General features: G+C 47.5%; 17 protein-coding genes. 15 read left to right on the top strand and 2 right to left on the bottom strand.

Annotated features, from left to right (window positions below; genetic code table 11):
* Positions 1 to 98 precede the first annotated feature (98 nt).
* From ndk to der, 9 genes are all read left to right on the top strand, one after another.
* A complete protein-coding gene (gene ndk, locus ACP7H9_RS04645) occupies positions 99 to 530 on the top strand; it encodes a nucleoside-diphosphate kinase (RefSeq protein ID WP_011235266.1) in 432 nt (143 codons plus the stop codon).
* Positions 531 to 615: 85 nt separating this feature from the next.
* Positions 616 to 1,752, top strand: a complete 1,137-nt coding sequence (locus ACP7H9_RS04640; RefSeq protein ID WP_011235265.1) for a bifunctional tRNA (adenosine(37)-C2)-methyltransferase TrmG/ribosomal RNA large subunit methyltransferase RlmN — start codon at positions 616 to 618, stop codon at positions 1,750 to 1,752.
* Between the two features lie 33 nt (positions 1,753 to 1,785).
* On the top strand, positions 1,786 to 2,241 hold the full coding sequence (locus ACP7H9_RS04635; RefSeq protein ID WP_110013924.1) for a tetratricopeptide repeat protein: 456 nt from the start codon (positions 1,786 to 1,788) through the stop codon (positions 2,239 to 2,241).
* Between the two features lie 20 nt (positions 2,242 to 2,261).
* The gene (locus ACP7H9_RS04630) at positions 2,262 to 3,359 is read left to right on the top strand and encodes a RodZ domain-containing protein (RefSeq protein WP_439222260.1); all 1,098 of its coding nucleotides are present in this window, start codon (positions 2,262 to 2,264) and stop codon (positions 3,357 to 3,359) included.
* Positions 3,360 to 3,375: 16 nt separating this feature from the next.
* Complete coding sequence (gene ispG, locus ACP7H9_RS04625) at positions 3,376 to 4,494, top strand: flavodoxin-dependent (E)-4-hydroxy-3-methylbut-2-enyl-diphosphate synthase (RefSeq protein ID WP_011235262.1); 1,119 nt, start codon at positions 3,376 to 3,378, stop codon at positions 4,492 to 4,494.
* Positions 4,495 to 4,566: 72 nt separating this feature from the next.
* Complete coding sequence (gene hisS / locus ACP7H9_RS04620; protein ID WP_414018681.1) at positions 4,567 to 5,844, top strand: histidine--tRNA ligase; 1,278 nt, start codon at positions 4,567 to 4,569, stop codon at positions 5,842 to 5,844.
* A 4-nt stretch (positions 5,845 to 5,848) separates the two neighbouring features.
* Positions 5,849 to 6,457 (top strand): tetratricopeptide repeat protein, encoded by a 609-nt coding sequence (locus ACP7H9_RS04615; protein ID WP_034822380.1) that lies wholly within the window; start codon positions 5,849 to 5,851, stop codon positions 6,455 to 6,457.
* Positions 6,457 to 7,698 (top strand): outer membrane protein assembly factor BamB, encoded by a 1,242-nt coding sequence (gene bamB / locus ACP7H9_RS04610; protein WP_439222259.1) that lies wholly within the window; start codon positions 6,457 to 6,459, stop codon positions 7,696 to 7,698. The genes ACP7H9_RS04615 and bamB overlap by 1 nt, the downstream gene beginning before the upstream one ends.
* 3 nt (positions 7,699 to 7,701) lie before the next feature.
* Complete coding sequence (gene der, locus ACP7H9_RS04605; RefSeq protein WP_034822384.1) at positions 7,702 to 9,141, top strand: ribosome biogenesis GTPase Der; 1,440 nt, start codon at positions 7,702 to 7,704, stop codon at positions 9,139 to 9,141.
* Positions 9,142 to 9,187: 46 nt separating this feature from the next.
* Here the strand turns inward: der and hslO are convergent, their stop codons facing one another.
* Together hslO and hslR are read right to left on the bottom strand one after the other, a co-directional pair.
* Positions 9,188 to 10,012 carry an Hsp33 family molecular chaperone HslO gene (gene hslO / locus ACP7H9_RS04600; RefSeq protein ID WP_110013928.1) on the bottom strand — a complete coding sequence of 275 codons (825 nt, stop codon included), beginning with the start codon at positions 10,010 to 10,012 and terminating at the stop codon, positions 9,188 to 9,190.
* Positions 10,013 to 10,042: 30 nt separating this feature from the next.
* A complete protein-coding gene (hslR, locus tag ACP7H9_RS04595; RefSeq protein ID WP_110013929.1) occupies positions 10,043 to 10,444 on the bottom strand; it encodes a ribosome-associated heat shock protein Hsp15 in 402 nt (133 codons plus the stop codon).
* Positions 10,445 to 10,594: 150 nt separating this feature from the next.
* Here hslR and gspC point away from each other — a divergent pair, with 150 nt between their 5' ends.
* From gspC to gspH, 6 genes are read left to right on the top strand one after another with little or no spacing between them, the layout of a single operon-like run.
* The gene (gene gspC / locus ACP7H9_RS04590) at positions 10,595 to 11,470 is read left to right on the top strand and encodes a type II secretion system protein GspC (RefSeq protein WP_011235255.1); all 876 of its coding nucleotides are present in this window, start codon (positions 10,595 to 10,597) and stop codon (positions 11,468 to 11,470) included.
* A gap of 1 nt (position 11,471) precedes the next feature.
* Positions 11,472 to 13,589, top strand: a complete 2,118-nt coding sequence (gspD, locus tag ACP7H9_RS04585; RefSeq protein ID WP_110013930.1) for a type II secretion system secretin GspD — start codon at positions 11,472 to 11,474, stop codon at positions 13,587 to 13,589.
* A complete protein-coding gene (gspE, locus tag ACP7H9_RS04580; protein WP_011235253.1) occupies positions 13,582 to 15,066 on the top strand; it encodes a type II secretion system ATPase GspE in 1,485 nt (494 codons plus the stop codon). Before gspD ends, gspE begins: the two co-directional genes overlap by 8 nt.
* Positions 15,067 to 15,069: 3 nt before the next feature.
* Positions 15,070 to 16,296 (top strand): type II secretion system inner membrane protein GspF, encoded by a 1,227-nt coding sequence (gene gspF, locus ACP7H9_RS04575; protein WP_439222258.1) that lies wholly within the window; start codon positions 15,070 to 15,072, stop codon positions 16,294 to 16,296.
* Between the two features lie 2 nt (positions 16,297 to 16,298).
* Positions 16,299 to 16,736 carry a type II secretion system major pseudopilin GspG gene (gspG, locus tag ACP7H9_RS04570; protein ID WP_439222257.1) on the top strand — a complete coding sequence of 146 codons (438 nt, stop codon included), beginning with the start codon at positions 16,299 to 16,301 and terminating at the stop codon, positions 16,734 to 16,736.
* The gene (gene gspH, locus ACP7H9_RS04565) at positions 16,711 to 17,277 is read left to right on the top strand and encodes a type II secretion system minor pseudopilin GspH (protein ID WP_439222256.1); all 567 of its coding nucleotides are present in this window, start codon (positions 16,711 to 16,713) and stop codon (positions 17,275 to 17,277) included. The genes gspG and gspH overlap by 26 nt, the downstream gene beginning before the upstream one ends.

Raw genomic sequence — 17,277 nt, 5'->3', positions numbered from 1 at the left:
GAATGAAAAAACAATCACTGGGTATTCGATTTCTGTGCCGATCTCACGTATAATCCGCGCGACTGATTTATCCCTTAATTTTATTGGAGTTTATAACCATGGCTTTAGAGCGCACTCTATCAATTATCAAGCCTGATGCAGTTGCAAAAAACTTAATCGGCGCTATCTATAACCGTTTTGAATCTGCTGGTCTTCGCATTGTTGGTGCTAAAATGATGCACTTAAGCAAAGAACAGGCAGAAGGTTTCTATGCAGAACACAAAGAACGTCCTTTCTTTGGCGCTTTGGTTGAATTCATGACTTCAGGCCCTATCGTTGTTCAGGTTCTTGAAGGTGAAGACGCTGTACGTAAGAACCGCGACATCATGGGTGCTACGAATCCTGCAGAAGCACTGGCAGGAACTATTCGTGCCGACTATGCTGAAACTATAGACGAAAATGCGGTACATGGTTCAGACGCAACTGAATCTGCTGCTCGCGAAATTTCTTATTTCTTCAGCGACGAAGAAGTTTGCCAGCGCACTCGCTAAGACTGTATTCGAATGTAGCCTGATGCTATTGCATCAGGTGAGAGCCTGACGGAAACGTCAGGCTGCATCAGAAAACCGGAGCTTTATGACCAACGCAATAGATAAAAAAGTGAACTTACTCGACCTGAATCGTGAGGGAATTAAAGAGTTCTTTCGTGAAATGGGTGAGAAACCATTTCGTGCTGAACAAGTAATGAAGTGGCTGTATCACTTTTGTGTCGATGACTTTGATGAGATGACCAATCTTAATAAAGCATTGCGTGAAAAGCTCAAGCAAGTCGCTGAAATACGCGCGCCTGAAGTTCGCGAACAGCAGCAGTCATCGGACGGTACGATTAAGTTCGCTATGACCCTGTTCGACGGTCAGGACGTGGAAACAGTATGGATACCCGAGGGTGATCGCGCTACGTTGTGCGTGTCTTCTCAGGTTGGTTGTGCATTAGAATGTACTTTCTGCTCAACCGGGGCTCAAGGCTTTAACCGTAACCTCAGTGTGGCAGAAATCATCGGTCAGGTATGGCGGGTGAATCAGCTGTTAGGGGCTTATGGCAAGACCGGAATTAAACCCGTAACGAACGTGGTTATGATGGGCATGGGGGAACCTTTGCTTAACTTAAACAATGTCGTTCCGGCAATGGAGCTAATGTTAGATGACCTGGGTTTCGGTTTATCCAAACGCCGCGTTACGTTAAGTACTTCAGGTGTTGTTCCTGCGTTGGAAAAACTGCGTGAACGCATTGATGTGATGTTGGCTATTTCGTTGCACGCGCCAGACGATGAGTTGCGCAACGAGATTGTACCTATTAATAAGAAGTACAATATTGAAGAATTTCTGGCATCCAGCCGTCGTTATGTTGAGCAGTCAAAAGCTCAGCGTAAAGTAACGGTAGAGTATGTCATGCTGGACCATGTGAACGATTCAACCGATCAGGCACATGCGCTGGCAAAAACCTTAAAAGATACCCCGAGTAAAATTAATCTTATTCCATTTAATCCTTTCCCGGGTTCGGACTACGGACGCTCCAGTAACTCGCGAATTGACCGTTTTGCCAAAGTGCTTATGGAGTACGGTTTGACGGTAATGGTGCGGAAGACTCGTGGGGATGATATCGATGCAGCTTGCGGGCAATTAGTGGGCGATGTCATCGATCGTACAAAACGTATACTGAAACGTCAGCAGAAACAGCGTGGTGGGGAAGCAATAGCTGTAAAGACCACGTAAATTAACAGAATCGCAGGCACAAGGAGTGTGATAATGCGAACCGCTTTATTATTGATAGCCGCAGCGCTATATGGTTGTACCGCTAACCCTGAACAGTCGGTATCTGTGGGTAATGATGTACGGTTGCAGCTTGGACTTGCTTATTTGGCGCAAGGGAAATTGAAGCTTGCGCATCCGCATTTGCAAACCGCATTGACGAACAATCCCCGGTCTCTGGATGCCAATCTTGCTTTAGGGCAATGGTATTTAGCGACAAATGACGTTGATTCTGCTTTGTCACTTTACCAACAGACATTATCATGGCAACCTATGAGCGGTGCATTGTACAATAACTATGCGGTTGCACTGTGTGTGGCTGGTGACTGGGAAAAAGCACTCAGGTATTTTGATAAAGTGACATTGGATCCAGCGTATCCACATCATGCCAGAGCTGAGGCCAATAAAGCCGAATGTCTGGCTCGGGTAGGTCACGACGCAGCTCAACCATAACAGGGAAACCCCTTACAATCATGACTGCTGAAAACGAATCAACACAAGATAACAAAAAGCCAGAATCGGAAGCGGCACAAGAAACAGAGCAAAAGCCGAGTAAAGGTCCTGGTGAAATTCTGAGAGAAGCTCGTGAAGCTAAAGGTTTAGAGCAACGCGAGGTTGCAGACCAGTTGCGTTTGCGAAAGCAGATTATTGAATTACTGGAAGCCGATGATTATTCAACTTTCTCTACGGCAACCTTTATTAAAGGTTATTTACGCTCTTACGCCAAACTGCTTGATTTAGACGATACCGAGCTGTTTGAGGCTTATAAAGCCAGAGGCTATAAAGAAGTTGAAAGCAGCCAGATGCAGAGCTTCTCAAGACGTAAAAAGCACGAGGAAAGTGACAACCGCTTAATGTTAATTACTTATGTGGTTATCATTATTGTTGTGGCCTTGGTTATTTGGTGGTGGCAAGAGCCGGATCTTGGTTTTAGTGAAGGCGAAACTGGCACGCAGGAAAGTTCAGAAGTTTCTCCGGTAAATACTGATGATGAAGCTGATAACGTCGGTGATATTGAAATTTCAAACCAGCCGACAGAGCCACAAATTGCGCCGAATGAAGATGAAGCTATATTAGAGTCAGAAGTTGAAGCTGATGACACGAATGTTGCGGTCGAGTCGGTACAAGAACCCGTTAGTGAAAGCGGCGAGAATGACAACGAGAATAACGACGAATCGCAGGCCGCTAACACTGAGCCGGCGGCTAATGATGTTAGCGATACCCAAGAGTTACCAACTGAAACTGCCGAGCAGACAGATAACCAAGCTGAAACTTCGGTCGAGTCAGAAGCTGTTGAGCCGTCGCCGCAACCAGAAGCTGTTTCAGCGAGCCTGGTGTTAGAGTTTAATGAAGAATGCTGGGTTAAAATTGATGATGCTTCCGGTGAAACTCAGGCTGTTGGTGTAAAAGCTGCAGGCTACCGTATGCCAGTCCCTGGCGAAGCGCCTTTTTCAGTAACACTGTGTAAACCTGAAGCTGTTAATGTCAGCTTTAACGGTAATGCCTTTAATATGGACCAGTTCCGGACTGGTCGTGTCGCGCGCTTTACCGTACCGTCAGAAGAGCAGTAGAGGTCAATTTAAGGTTATGATGCACGAAAATCCAATTAAACGCCGTCCTTCACGCCGCTTGTATGTAGGTAATGTGCCTATTGGCGATGGCGCACCGATTGCTGTGCAGTCCATGACAAATACTGAAACAACCGATGTTGATGCGACCGTAGCGCAAATCGAAGCGCTGGCTCAAGCTGGTGCCGATATTGTTCGTGTGTCTGTACCAACAATGGAAGCCGCCGAAGCTTTTAAGCAAATAAAGCAGCGCAGTCCAGTGCCTTTAGTCACTGACATTCATTTTGATTACCGTATTGCGCTTAAAGTTGCCGAATATGGCGCGGATTGCCTACGTATTAATCCGGGCAATATTGGTCACGAAGACAGAATTAAAGCCGTAGTAGATGCAGCACGTGAACGTAACATTCCAATTCGTATTGGGGTTAATGGCGGTTCACTAGAAAAAGATCTGCAAGAAAAATACGGAGAACCGACAGCTGAGGCGTTAGTTGAATCCGCAATGCGGCATGTCAATATTCTCTATAAGCTGGACTTTTACGATTTTAAAGTCAGCGTTAAAGCTTCCGATGTATTTTTAGCCGTTGAATCGTATCGCTTACTGGCACAAAAAATTGATCAGCCTTTGCACTTAGGCATTACAGAAGCCGGTGGTAAGCGCAGCGGTGCGGTGAAGTCGTCAGTTGGTTTAGGCATGTTGCTGGCTGAAGGTATTGGCGACACGTTGCGGGTGTCCCTTGCTGCCGATCCGGTTGAAGAAATTAAAGTGGGTTTTGATATATTAAAGTCACTGCGTATTCGCGCGCGGGGTATCAACTTTATTGCCTGCCCAAGTTGTTCCAGACAAGAATTCGATGTTATTAACACCGTTAATGCCTTAGAGGAACGTCTGGAAGATATTACTATTCCCATGGATGTTTCAATTATAGGCTGTGTGGTTAATGGTCCGGGCGAGGCTCTGGTATCGCATGTAGGTCTTGCTGGCGCAAAAAACAAAAGTGGCTTGTACATTGGCGGAGCACGTCAAAAACTCCGGCTGGATAACCAAAATTTAGTGGATGAGCTGGAAGCTCAAATTCGCGAACAGGTTAAGTTCATTGAAGCTAATAAAATTGACGTAAAAGAAATTAACGGTTGATTTTACCCGCATCGACAAAGTCCCTATAATACCCGCTTATTTTCTGTATCGATAACCAGACGAGAAGGTTCCGTGGCGAATACAATCCAAGCAATTCGTGGCATGAATGATTTGTTGCCAGAGCAGAGTCCGGCCTGGCAGCAGGTTGAAGCAGTAATACGACGTGTTGCTGCAAGCTACGGATATAGCGAAATCCGTATGCCAGTGCTGGAAAGCACACAACTGTTTAAACGCTCTATTGGTGAAGTTACCGATATTGTCGAAAAAGAAATGTATACCTTTGATGACCGCAATGGCGAAAGTGTGACCTTGCGCCCTGAAGGGACAGCGAGCTGCGTGCGTGCGGGTAATCAGCACGGTTTGTTGTACAACCAAATTCAGCGTTTGTGGTACATGGGGCCTATGTTCCGTTACGAACGTCCGCAAAAAGGTCGTTATCGTCAGTTTCATCAGTTTGGTATTGAAACCTTTGGTTTAGAAAGCGCCGATGCCGACGCGGAAGTCATTCTGCTTTCGGCTAGATTATGGCGCGAGTTTGGCATTGCTGATCAGGTCGAGCTGCAACTGAACTCTCTGGGGTCTAATGAAGCTCGGGCGAATTATCGCGATGCGTTAAAAGCTTATTTGTCTGACTATGCAAGCGAGCTGGATGAAGACAGTAAACGCCGGCTTGAAAGCAATCCGTTGCGTATTCTGGACAGTAAAGACGAAAATACTCAGAAGATTCTGAAAGGTGCGCCAAGCCTGTCTGAATACTGGGACGCAGAATCGAAAGAGCATTTTGAACAACTAACCGCTCGTCTGGAAGCGGCTGGTATTTCATACACTTTAAACGAACGCCTGGTTCGTGGTCTGGATTATTACAACCGTACCGTGTTTGAATGGGTTACCACGGCTCTGGGCGCTCAGGGAACTGTTTGTGCCGGTGGTCGTTATGATGGCCTGGTTGAACAATTAGGCGGTAAGGCTACGCCTGCAGTCGGTTTTGCAATGGGTATGGAACGCCTGGTGCTGTTGCTACAGGAACAAGGCAAGCTGACCCCAAGACGAGTAGTCGATGCTTACTTGATGCCGTTAGGCGAAGAAGCGGAACTAAATGCCCCGCGAATTGCCGAACAGCTGAGAAATGAGTTGCCGGAACTGCGTCTGGTAAGCCACTGTGGCGGTGGTTCTATGAAAAAACAAATGAAAAAAGCGGATAAGTCGGGTGCTCAAGTGGCACTCATTATCGGTGCAGATGAAATCGCACAGCAGCAGGTAACGGTAAAACCATTACGCACTGCTGAAGAACAACAAACTCTGGGCTGGCAGGCACTTATTGAGTATCTGCAGCCAATGACGAGAGGGTAGTCAGGTGGATGAAGAACAGCAAGTAGAACGTTTAAAAGAGTTCTGGAAAGAGCACGGTAAAGGTATTGTTGCCGGTGTAGTCATTGGCTTTGGTTTGTTTTACGGCTGGCGTTACTATGACCAGCATACGCTGGAAACGCAGCAGCGTGCTTCGTCAAACTATCAGCAGTTAACGGCCGAGCTCTCTGAAGGTAGCGAAAACGCGATGCTGGAAGCGCAAGAGTTTGTTAGTGAAAACCCTGACAATGTTTATGCACAGTTGGTGGCTTTGCAGTTGGCTCAACATGCGGTCGAACGAGCTGACTTAGCAACAGCTGTTACTGCGTTACAGTCGGTAGTCGACAGCGCCGAAGATGAAAACATGTCAGCTTTAGCCAGTATCCGGTTAGCCCGGGTATTAATTGCTCAGGAACAGCTTGATACCGCTTTAAGTTTAGTTAAGAAACCTCTGCCAGAAGCTTATGCGGGTTTTGCCGCAGAGCTTGAAGGCGACATTCTGGCCGAGCAGGGTAATACCGAAGAAGCTCGGGCCGCTTACGAACGCGCATTGCAGGCGGGTGAGTCATTGACTCCGGCACTGCAAATGAAACTCAACAGCCTGGTTAAGTCATAATGCAATTGATTAAACGCTTTACCAAAGGCAGTTTGTTATTGACTGCTGCAGTTCTTGTTAGTGGTTGCTCTATTTTTGGTGACGACGATGAAGAGCCTAAATTCGCGGTACTTCAGCCAATTTCTGAGCAAGTACAACCAAAAGTTTTATGGGATGCTTCTGTCGGAAGCGGTATTGGTGAGCACTTTTCCCGACTGAATCCTGTGGTTGAGTATGGCAAGGTCTTTGTTGCTGACCGCAATGGTCTGGTCAGCGCTTTTGACAAGACTTCAGGCGACCGCGTCTGGCGAATTGATCTACGTCAGCGCATTACATTTGATGAAGCAACCGACGAAGGCTGGTTCAGCGGCTTATTCGCAAGCCCTTTTCCCGCGCGTATATCGGGTGGCTTAGTTGCTCGCTACGACCGTGTTTTTCTGGGTACTGAAAATGGTGACGTCGTTGCTCTGGATGCTGAAACTGGTGATGTCGTCTGGCATACCGAAGTGAACAACGAAGTCATGTCAGATCCTGCTGTTGGTGAGGGACGTGTGGTTGTGCATACCGGTGGCGGAAAAGTCATTAGCCTGGACGCTGAAACCGGTGAAGAGCAATGGGAATACGAATATCAGACCCCCATGCTGACGGTGCGTGGGGCATCGGCTCCGGCAATTATCAGTGGCGGTATTGTAGTTGGCGACAGCAACGGTTCCGGTATGGTGCTAATTGCTGACAGCGGACAACAAGCCTGGAGTCAGCCTATCGGTAAGCCCAGCGGAAGTACCGAGCTGGAGCGTTTAGCCGACGTTGACGCAAAACCCGCTACGCAGGGAACTACCTTGTATATGGTTGCGTTTAACGGAGAGCTGGTCGCGCTTGAACTCATGAGTGGCGAAGTACGTTGGAAACGCGACTACAAAGCATTTGAAAACATGTTGGTGACTAGTGGCCGAATTTTCTTAACCGATGTGAACAGCCACGTTTACTCACTTGACCAGAGCGGTGGTATTGAGCGTTGGAGTAACACCGAGCTGTTTGGGCGTAAGCTAAGCGCGCCCGCATGGCATCGCGGTAATATTGTTGTTGGTGACTTTGAAGGCTACTTGCATTGGCTGGACAGTGAAACCGGCAACATTGTTGGTCGTTACGACGTTGGCGGCGATGGAGTCTATGTTGCTCCTGTCGTGGATAACAACATTATGTATGTACAAACTCGGGACGGTGATATCATCGCGCTCGATACTCAATCAGGAAATGAATAAGAGATGTTACCTGTTGTCGCGCTCGTCGGGCGCCCAAATGTGGGGAAATCCACGCTTTTTAATCGTTTAACGCGAACTCGCGACGCACTGGTAGCGGACTTTCCCGGGTTAACCCGGGATCGTAAATACGGTCAGGCAAATTACGACGGTTATCAATTTATTGTTATTGATACCGGTGGTATTCATGGTGATGAAGAAGGCATTGACGAAGAAATGGCAAAGCAGTCGCTGCTTGCTGTTGACGAAGCCGATGTGGTTCTTTTCATGGTGGACGCGCGTGACGGTGTTACCGTTGGTGATCAAGCCATTGCTGACCATTTGCGTAAGCAGAATAAGAAAGTTTACCTGGTCTGTAATAAAATTGACGGTATTGATGCCCATTCGGCAATGGCCGACTTCTATTCGTTATCTTTAGGCGAACTTTACGGTATTGCGGCGGCTCATGGCCGTGGTGTTGAGCAGTTACTGGAAATTTGCTTTAAGCCAATAGCGGAAGAATACCCCGATGTTATCGTGCCCAAGGACGTTGAGTCTGAAGAGCTAGAGCATGATGAAATAGACTACGATAAGCTGCCACTTAAACTGGCTATTGTTGGTCGTCCGAACGTCGGTAAATCAACTTTAATCAATCGCATATTAGGTGAAGAGCGGGTTGTCGTTTATGACATGCCAGGCACTACTCGCGATTCCGTGTATATTCCTATGCAGCGGAACGAGCGGGAATATGTTCTGATTGATACCGCAGGAGTCCGTCGGCGTGGGCGTATTGGTGAGGCTATCGAGAAGTTTTCGGTGGTTAAGACCCTGCAGGCAATTGAGGATGCAAACGTTGTCCTTATTGTCGTTGATGCACGTGAAACTATCAGTGATCAGGATCTCAACTTAATTGGCTTTGCATTAAATGCCGGTCGTTCAATTGTTATTGCGGTGAATAAGTGGGATGGTTTGCAAAACGACCACAAAGAAGAGATAAAGCGCGAGCTGGATAGACGCTTAGGCTTCGTTGACTTCGCCCGTTTGCATTTTATTTCCGCGCTGCACGGTACAGGTGTTGGTCATTTATTTGAGTCGGTTGAAGAGGCTTATGCCAGCGCAACACAACGCATTAGTACCTCTAAGCTAACGAAAATAATGGAAATGGCGCAGGAAGAGCATCAGCCGCCACTGGTGAGCGGTCGCCGGGTGAAACTTAAATATGCGCACGCAGGTGGCTATAATCCACCACGTATTATTATTCATGGCAACCAGGTAAAGGATTTACCGGGGGCTTATCAGCGCTATTTAATTAACTACTTCCGGAAATCTCTGGGCGTTATGGGTACGCCAATAAAAGTAGAATTCCGTGAACCGGTTAACCCTTATGAAGGTAAGAAAAACCAACTTACTTTGTCGCAGCAGCGAAAACGCAGACGCTTGATGAAGTTTCTGAAGAAGAAAAAATAGTTTTAAACGAGAAAGCCTGCTAATTGAGCAGGCTTTTCTTTATCTATTAATTAAAGTCTGAGGGGCTAAAACGGTACTCGGTCAGGCAATAATCACAGGTCATCATAATTTCGCCTTCCTCGGCTAAAATTTCCTGAATTTCTTCCGGGCTAACTGAAGCCAATGCCTCTAACGTGCGTTCACGCGAGCAGCCGCAAACAAAGCTGACTTCCTGTGACGGGTACAGATGCACTTGCTCTTCATGATAAAGACGATGCAATAGCTCTTCAGCCGGTAGTGTGAAAATTTCTTTGGCAGTAATCGTATCGGTTAAAGTGGCCAAATGTTCGAACCCGGTTAAGTCCTTCCCTGTTGCGGGCAGGCGTTGTAACAACATGCCTGCGGCGTGTTCGCCATCGGCATATAACCAAACCCGGGTGTGCAATTGCTCTGACTGTTCGAAGTAGTTTTCGAGCATCTCAGAAATGGAATCGGCATCTGCGCCGACAACGCCCTGATAACGTTCACCAGTATCCGGGGTTAAGGTAATGACCAACTGACCTTTTCCTATCATCGATTGTAAATCCGTTGCACCAAGCTCGGATTTTAATCGTGCGATGCCTCTTAACTCCTGATTATGATTGCCATTAACCGCAATAAAGTTAAGTGGCCCATCGCCCTGAAGTTGCACCGCAATATGGCCTTCAAACTTTAAAGTGGCAGTTAGTAGTGATACTGCGGCCATCATTTGCCCAAGTAACTCCTGAACAGGTGCAGGATAGTTATGACCACGGAGCAAAGTTTGATAGCTGCTGGTCAACTGAACGAGCTCACCTCGCACATCTTGCTCTTCAAAGGTGTAGCGTGACAATTGATCAGTTGGGTATTCCATGGGCACTCCTGTTTATCGACAACAAGCGATTTATTCACCGCTATCTTTCATTCTGATAAGTTGACGGCGCTGTTTTTTATCTGGCCGTCCATCCGGGTGCGGATTATACAACGCATTAAGCTTTCTTGCTTCCGCATTTTTCTCGCGCTTTTCTATGCTCTCAGGAGTTTCTCTGTAGAGTAGTTGCGCCTCGCTGGCACCGCGGCGTTGCTCACTTAGCTCCATGACTTCAACTTCTTTTGTATCGAAGCCCTGCCGCAAAGTGATAATAGCGCCAACCTGCACTACCTTAGAAGGCTTGCTACGTTGCCCGTCATAATGTACTTTGCCTGACTGAATCATTTGTCGGGCAAGTGCTCTGGTTTTGTAGAATCTTGCTGCCCACAGCCATTTATCCAGACGAATGGGGCTTTCTTTTCGAGTTTTTGTCATAAAAACGCAACGAATTCGTTATAAACTTTGTGTTAATCGATTGTTGACTCATGTCGCCTGCGCTAGAATGCATGAATCGCCTTTTGTCAGTGTAACAAGAATAAGAATAAAGTGACTGCCCGACTCCAACAAATATTTAAAGATACTCAAATGTGGCGCCGCTTAATGCAAGCGCTAACGGCTTTCGCATGGTTTTTGGTTGCGGTATTGCTGGCCCGGTTTACCTGGTCACTGATTAACCCTGCAGAGCCTGACGACAGCGCGGTGTTACCTATAGTTACGGTTGATTCTACTGCAACTGGTTCGATGAATTTAGAGACTTTAACGACGCTGAATCTTTTCGGAGCAGCAGAGCGGGGGAACCGTCCTAAAAGCGTTCAAAATGCGCCGAAAACATCATTAAACGTCCGTCTGATAGGCGTCTCTGCCAGCTCTAACCCTGAACGTTCAGCAGCTATTATTCAGCAAGGCAGCAAGCAACAAACCTACATTATTGGTGAGAGCCTGGGCAGTTCATCGGTGACTGTAGAAGAGATTCATGCCGATCGCGTTATTCTTGATAATAACGGCCGATTAGAAACGTTGAAAATGGAAGACATTGGTGAGGACAGGCCTGCACTGTCTTTAATTGTAGGTGACTCAGATAACTCTGGTGCGCTGGTACCTGTCGATAGTGATGACAGCAATCCGGTTAATGATGATGCGACTGTTGAACAACAGTTGGCCCAGGTTGCTGATAATCCTTCGTCGTTACTCGATTACGTGAATATTTCGCCAGTACAAATTAATGGCGAGTTAAAAGGATACAAACTGAATTCAGGCAAGAACCCCGAGTTATTTCGGGATGCTGGATTCCAGAATGGTGATCTTGCAGTGGCGATTAACGGCTACGATTTGACCGACATGGAGCAGGCCATGCTTGCTAGTCAGGAACTGTCGGAACAAGAGCGGGTTACCATAGAAATTGAGCGCGGCGGTGAAAGGATGGAACTGTCGTTTGAGCTACCGGTAAAACAGGATAATTGATATGACAGTGGCAAAGAGTGGCTTAAAAGCATGGTTGGGAGCTCTCGGTTTGGCATTAACACTGATGAGTTCACCATTAAGCAGCGAAGAATATGCCGCCAGTTTTAAAAATACTGATATTAACGAGTTTATTCAGGTTGTCGGCCGAAACTTAGGTAAAACCATCATTATCGACCCTAACGTGCGGGGCAAAATAGATGTGCGCAGCTATGATGTGATGGATGAAGAGCAGTACTATCAGTTTTTTCTTAATGTTCTTGAGGTCTACGGATTTGCCACTGTTGAAATGGAGTCCGGTGTCCTGAAAGTCATTCGTGATAAAGACGCAAAAACCTCTTCGCTGCCTGTTATTGGTAGTGACACAAAAATGCTGGGCGACACAATGGTGACCCGGGTTGTGCCGGTAGAGAATGTCTCCGTACGGGAGCTTGCTCCTTTATTGCGTCAGCTAAATGACCAAAGCGGTGGCGGTATGGTCGTCAGTTATGACCCATCAAATGTGATCATGATGACCGGGCGCGCTGAAACCGTGCAGCGTTTAGTAGAGATTATTGAGCGGGTGGACCGGGCTGGCGATCAAGATGTTGATATGATTAGTCTTGAGTATGCGTCAGCCAGTGAAATTGTTCGTATAGCTCAGTCGCTGTTCGAGAAAAATAATGAAGGCGTACCGGCGTTACTTATTCCTAAAATTGTTGCTGATGAGCGCAGTAATAGCGTTATTGTTAGCGGTGAGCCTCGTGCCCGTGCCCGCGTCGTTAAGTTGATTAAACAGCTTGATCAGGACTTAAAAACCGAAGGTAACACTCGTGTTTTCTACTTAAAGTATGCGAAAGCACCTGAAGTAGTTGAGGTGTTGAAAGATGTCAGCCGTTCTATTCAGGCCGAAGTCGAGCAACAGTCCGGTACCGGTAATGCAACTCAGCGCCGTCGTACCGGAGGTGATGAAACGGTCAGTATCAGCCCGCATGAGCCGACAAACTCGGTGGTCATTACCGCTCAAAAAGACATGCTGGCGTCGCTGGAAAAAGTGATTAGGGACTTAGACATCCGCCGTGCTCAGGTTCAGGTTGAAGCTATTATTGTCGAAATTATGGAAGGCGATAACGTTGACTTTGGCGTGCAGTGGATCAGTGAAGACGGCGGTATGGTTCAATATAATAATGGTAATCAGGTACCTATCGGGAGTTTGGCCGCGGGTGCTTATCAAGCACGTGAAAGGGAAGGTACAACGACGACCCGGATAACAGATGGAGGAGTCGAGGTGACGACGACAGAACCGGATGAACCTGGTGATGTCTCGTTGCTGGCGAATTTATTGGGCTCGGTAAACGGTATGATGTTCGGCACCATTCAGAACGACTGGGCAGCGGTGGTTCAGGCCGTTACTCAGGATACTCGCTCAAATATTCTGGCGACGCCCAGTATTGTTACCGTAGATAACGAAGAAGCGAGCTTTTTGGTTGGTCAGGAAGTCCCCACTATTAGTGGCTCTACTACGGGTGATAACAACGACAACCCGTTCCAGACGGTTGATCGTACCGAGATAGGTATTAAGTTAAAGGTAACGCCTCAAATTAACGAGGGGGACGCCGTACAAATGACGATAGAACAGGAAGTGTCCAGTTTAAGCGGCGCTACTGCAGTTGACGTTATTATTAATAAGCGGGAACTGAAAACCACGGTCATGGCTGACGATGGCGAGACCATTGTACTGGGCGGTCTGATTGACGAAGACGTGCAGGAATCTGTATCCAAAGTTCCTATTTTGGGTGACATCCCTATTTTAGGTAAGTTATTTAGCTCTACTTCAACCTCTAAGCAAAAGCGCAATCTGATGGTCTTTATCCGTCCAACCATAGTCCGTGACGGTAACCGCATGCGTGAGTTAAGTTCAGCAAAATACAACTATATGCGGGCGCTGCAACTGGATGAACGTTCGCGCGGTATCTCGCTAATGCCCTCTGAGGATTCACCGTTGCTTAACGACTGGGACAGTGAGCTTACTTTACCGCCAGGCTTTGACGAATACCTGAAAAAGCAGGGTAGCGAGAAGAGCAGCGACGAAAAGGGTAACCAAGAAAGCGACGAACAGAATGAAGAGCCGCAAAATGACTGAAGCCAGTGCCATTGCAACAGCTCGCCTCCCGTTTAGCTTTGCTAAACGCTTTGGCGTGGTGGTTGAGCAGGGTGAGCCGTTAATTTTGCATTGCCGTGCAGGTATTTCGGCTGCTGCGTTAAAAGAAGTTAGGCGCGCGTTGGGTCAGCCGGTCACTCTTCAGGAGCATGCCGCAAGCGACTTTGAAAGCCTGTTAACTCGTGCGTATCAACGAGACTCATCGGAAGCCCAGCAGTTAATGGAAGACATTGGCAATGAGTCCGATTTATTCTCTCTTGCTGATGAGCTGCCGCAGACCGAAGATTTGCTCGAAAGCGAAGACGACGCGCCTATTATTAAGCTAATTAATGCGATGTTGAGTGAAGCGATAAAAGAAGGCGCTTCGGATATTCACATTGAGACTTTTGAGAAAGCTTTGCTTATACGTTTTCGCATAGACGGCGTTTTGCGCGAAGTTTTACGACCAAACCGTAAGTTGTCATCGCTGCTGGTGTCGCGCATAAAAGTAATGGCGCAGCTGGATATCGCCGAAAAGCGTGTTCCACAGGATGGTCGTATTTCTTTGTTGATTGCCGGTCGGGCTGTGGATGTACGGGTTTCTACCATGCCGTCTAATCATGGCGAGCGGGTGGTACTGCGTTTGCTGGATAAGAACAACGCAAGGCTTAACTTGACTGAACTGGGAATGACTGACGGGAACCGAAAAATTTTCCAGGAACTGATTTACAAACCCCACGGCATTATTTTGGTAACCGGCCCGACGGGCTCAGGTAAAAGTACGACGTTGTATGCCGGACTGAGCGAAATTAATTCTAAAGACCGTAATATTCTGACCGTCGAAGATCCTATAGAATACGCCATTGATGGTATTGGGCAGACTCAGGTTAACCCTCGGGTGGATATGACCTTCGCCCGCGGCTTGCGCGCTATTTTGCGCCAGGACCCGGACGTAGTGATGGTTGGTGAGATACGTGATGTCGAAACCGCGCAGATTGCTGTGCAGGCGTCGCTCACCGGTCACCTGGTCTTGTCTACATTGCACACCAATACAGCCGCCGGTGCTATTACTCGTCTGGAAGACATGGGAGTAGAACCTTTCCTGCTTTCATCGAGCTTATTGGCGGTGTTATCACAGCGCCTGGTGCGGACACTCTGTAGCGAGTGCAAACAGCCGCACCAGCCTGATGACGAAGAAAAGAATATGCTGGGCCTTGATGCTTCAGATACGAGTGTGATTTATCGTGCAGGGAGTTGTGAACGATGCAATCACACCGGTTATCGTGGACGAACCGGTATTCACGAACTGCTGCTGGTGGACGACCATGTACGTGAGTTAGTCCATAACGGTCACGGCGAACAGTCTATTGAAAAGTATATTCGCCAGTCGACGCCCGGTATTCGCCAGGACGGATTAGCAAAAGTACTGAAAGGCAAGACAACGCTGGAAGAAGTGCTGCGGGTTACCCGCGAGGAGTAGAGGGTGGCAGCATTTGAATACCAAGCCGTTGAAGCTAGCGGCAGAAAGAAAAAGGGCGTACTGGAAGCCGATACTGAGCGACAGGTACGTCAGTTATTGCGTGAAAAAGGCTTAATGCCTTTAACCATTGAACCTGCCGCTGATCAAGACAGAAAGAAAACCTTACAGCCCCGGTTTGGGCTTCCACAGCGTAAGGTTAAAGCGCAGGACTTGGCATTAATTACCCGTCAGTTATCCACCTTAGTAGGTTCAGCGTTGCCCATTGAGCAGGCATTGTTAGCGGTTGCTGATCAAACCGAAAAGCCGCGCCTGAAAAAGTTACTGATGTCGGTACGCAGTAAAGTGGTTGAAGGTTATGGCCTTGCCGAAGCTATGTCGGAGTTTCCCGGTGTTTTTGATTCTTTATATACCGCAATGGTCGCTGCAGGTGAAAAATCCGGCCATTTAGACACCGTACTGGATGAATTGGCAAACTATACCGAGCAGCGGCAGCACATGAAAAGCCAGTTGACTCAGGCGCTAATTTATCCGCTTATGCTGACTTTGGTTGCCATTGGCATTGTGGTTTTTCTGTTGGTTTCTATTGTGCCGCAAATAGTGGATAACTTTTCAACCATGGGCCAGGACTTGCCGCCAACCACTCTGGCGATGATAGCCATTAGTGAATTTTTGCAAAACTGGGGGCTGTGGTTACTTATTGGTATTGCTTTGGTACTGGTGGCCTTTAACCAGTGGTTGAGAAATGAAAAGAACCGCCTGAAATATCATCGAAGGCTGTTAAAACTTCCCATGCTGGGTAAGGTCATAAGAGGTGTGAGTACCGCCCGTTTTGCCCGGACTTTAAGTATACTGACGTCCTCGGCGGTTCCTTTGCTTGATGGACTACGTATTACTTCATCAGTTATCGGTAATTTGGCCATACGCCAGGCGGTAGATGAAGCGGCCGGACGCGTCCGTGAAGGGGCGTCAATGCGCGGTGCGTTGCAGGAAACGGGGTTGTTCCCACCAATGATGCTGCACATGATAGCGGCAGGTGAGAAGTCCGGTGAACTGGAACAAATGTTAAAACGTTCAGCCGATAATCAGGACAAAGAATTTGAAAACTTGGTGTCGGTCAGCTTAAAAGTATTTGAGCCGGTGTTGATAGTGACGATGGCAGGTATCGTCTTCTTTATTGTGCTGTCTATCATTCAACCCATTTTACAATTAAATAATAGTGTAGGGCTTTAGCTATGAGACGTAATCAACAAGGTTTTTCATTGGTCGAAGTAATGGTGGTTATTGCCATTATCGGTATTTTGGCCACTATGGTGTTACCAAATGTACTGGGTAATCAGGAAAAGGCTAACCAGCAAAAAGTGATAGCCGATATTGTCGCTTTAGAAAACGCACTGGCTCAGTATCACTTAGACAACGGTATGTTTCCAACGACCGAGCAGGGACTTGAGGCTTTAGTCAATGAACCGAACATGGATCCGCAGCCCCGCAGCTACCGCAGCGGCGGTTATATTCGTCGTTTACCGCAGGACCCTTACGGCAATGACTATTTACTCCTGAACCCGGGTCAGTACGATGATGTTGATATTTTTTCCCCGGGCCCGGACGGTCAGCCCGGAACGGATGATGATTTTGGCAACTGGATGATTGGCAACAACAATCGTGATCAATAAGCGTTGTTCATTTGGTTTTACTTTAATTGAAGTCATGCTGGTGATGGCCATTCTTGGTCTCATCGCCAGCGCTGTCATGTTTACACTGCCCGGTGGTGAAAGGGGGCAGGACTCTCCTCAAAATGCGGCCGTGAGTTTACGTCAACAGCTAAACTATGCGCGCGAATACGCCATGGTTCGACAACAACCTCTCGGGTTAAAGTTTCAAGAAGATGGCTATCGTTTCTTATTCTGGAAAGATGAGCAATGGCGCGAACAAAACGCTCGTGGCTTGCGGGCGCAGGAAACAGAATGGCCACTACGCTGGCAGTTCACTAGCCGGGGGCTGAAGATATTGGAACAAAACGAATCGCTGAGTAGCGGGTTGTTTGCTGAGGAAAGTGACGAAGACAATATCATCCCCGATATTCTGATTCTGCCCAGTGGTGAAATGACTTTGTTTGAAGTGCATATTGAGCATTTAAACGACCCCGATGCTGAACGTTGGCTTATTGCTGAAAACAGCTGGCAAGTCAGTATTTCTGCCGAGGCTCCGGAGTAA

The sequence above is a fragment of the Idiomarina sp. ST20R2A10 genome, assembly GCF_051842345.1.
GTDB classification, from domain to species: Bacteria; Pseudomonadota; Gammaproteobacteria; order Enterobacterales; family Alteromonadaceae; genus Idiomarina; species Idiomarina loihiensis.
This window is presented reverse-complemented; position numbering and strand designations above follow the sequence as displayed.